This is a genomic window from Kitasatospora sp. SolWspMP-SS2h (assembly GCF_003259315.1).
Taxonomy (GTDB): Bacteria; Actinomycetota; Actinomycetes; order Streptomycetales; family Streptomycetaceae; genus Kitasatospora; species Kitasatospora fiedleri.
Genome location: NZ_QLLT01000062.1, coordinates 1 through 1,885, shown reverse-complemented (window position 1 = coordinate 1,885; position 1,885 = coordinate 1). Strand labels below are relative to the sequence as shown.

Genomic DNA, 1,885 nt, shown 5'->3' with positions numbered 1-1,885 from the left:
GTCATGGCAGAGGATCCCGATCTGGAGGAATAAGGCCAGTTCAGCGGCCACTTCAGTGGCCAGTTCGTGGCCGAGCGGAAGAAGCCTGCCACGGGCGTGTGCCATTCGTGAACATCTCCTGTGGATCGAGTTGTCGAAATGTCAGTTTGAATACTCAGCATCCGGTTTGGTGCACACGCCGGTGAAGGAAGCGCCGGGAAAAGCGGTGCCCCACCGCCCTCGGGCGATGGGGCACCGGTCGTGCGCGAAAGACTCAGCTGGTGACGATGGTGGTGCTGGTGTTGTAGGACGGATCGCCGGAGGGCGCCAGCGGGTAGCCGGTCAGCGCGACACCGGACGCGCCGGTGGCGAGCTGGCGGGTGTCGCTCCAGGTGCCGTTCGCGTTGCGCATCAGCCAGTAGGCGTTGTTGTTGCTGACGTAGGCGAACTGGGAGCCGCCGTTGGCCATGCCGATGGCGGAGACGGCGGTGACGCCGGTGCCGCCCAGTTGGTTGTTGCCGGTCCAGGTGCCGTTCAGGTTGCGGGTGAGGTGGTACATCACGCCGCCGATGACGTCCACGAACTGGGTGCTGCCGTCGGGCAACGCCGCCGCGGAGACGGCGGTGACGCCGCTGTAGCCGAGCTGGGTGAAGGTGCTCCAGGTGCCGTCGGAGAAGCGGCTCTGGTGGTAGATCACACCGCCGATGACGGACATGAACTGGGAGCTGCCGTCGCTGTAACCGCCGGTCGCGGCGATCGCGGTGACACCGGTGCCGCTGGTGGGCGGGACGTCGTCCTTGGACCAGCCGGTGGCCGGCTTCCAGGTCTGGTGGCGCAGACCGCCGTTGGCGATCGACAGGACCTGCACCGCACCGCTGCTGTCGGCGGTCACCGCGATGGCGGTGATACCGGTGACATCGACGTTGTCAGTGCCCTTGGTGGGGATGAGCGTGCGGGTGCTCCAGGTGCCGTTGCGGTAGTGCCACTGCGCGTACTCCTTGCCGCCCGCGAGGGTGACGTACACGGTGTCGCCGTTGGGCAGCAGCGCGGCTCCGGCCTGCGTGGTGTCGGGGACGAACGCGACCGTCTCGGCGTTGCCCCAGGTGCCGTCGGCGGTCCGGGTGAGCTGTGCCTGGGTGCCGTTCAGGGACCTGCTATAGGTGCGCACGTCGGCGATCTGACCGTTGTAGCGCGCGGTCTGGACGCCCTGGTACTTGTAGCCGCTGATCCGGAGCGGACCGGTCGAGCCGACCCGCGCGGTGTGGGTGGCCGTGCCGGCCAGCCTGCCGTCCACGTACAGGTACATGGTGCTGTTGCCGGCGTTGAAGGCCACCGTCACGTGGGCCCACACCCCGAAGGTGACGGGCGGGCCGGTCACCAGGTCGTAGTCCCAGGAGTCGTTGTCCCCGCGGGTCATGCCGAAGCGCCAGTCGTTCTCGGCGTAGACGATGAAGCCGGAGGCCCGGTTCGCGTCCTGGGAGACGACCACGCCACCGTAGTTGGTGGGCTTGGCCCACAGGTCGACGGTGAAGCTCTTGGTGGTGTCCACTGCGTTGGAGCCTGCGGCCAGCGTGCCGGTGGCGTTGCCGTCCGGCGTCAGCTGGGTCGAGCCGGCCGGGGTTGCGGTGTTGATCAGGACGTCCGGGCTGAACAGGTCGCCGGCGTGGCCGGTGACAGCGGGACCGCCGCCGTTGGCCGCCGACAGGTTCCCACTGGCCGTCAGGTCGAGGTTGCCGGAGGTGTCCTTGGCGGTGCCCACGGCCGCCCGGTCGGCGGTGCCGTCCAACTGCCAGGTGTGCGTCGGACCGGTCAGCGTCTGCGCGGTCTGGGCGGTCAGCGTGGTGCCGTTCAGCAGGTACGCGACCGCCTGGCCGGTGCCGTCGAGGGCCCAGAGGTCGATGGTGCC

1 protein-coding gene is annotated in these 1,885 nt (G+C 68.6%); it reads right to left on the bottom strand.

Annotated elements, in window-relative coordinates:
* Positions 1-253 precede the first annotated feature (253 nt).
* On the bottom strand, positions 254-1,885 hold a 1,632-nt coding region (locus tag K353_RS33515), incomplete at its 5' end, for a LamG domain-containing protein (RefSeq protein ID WP_146616656.1).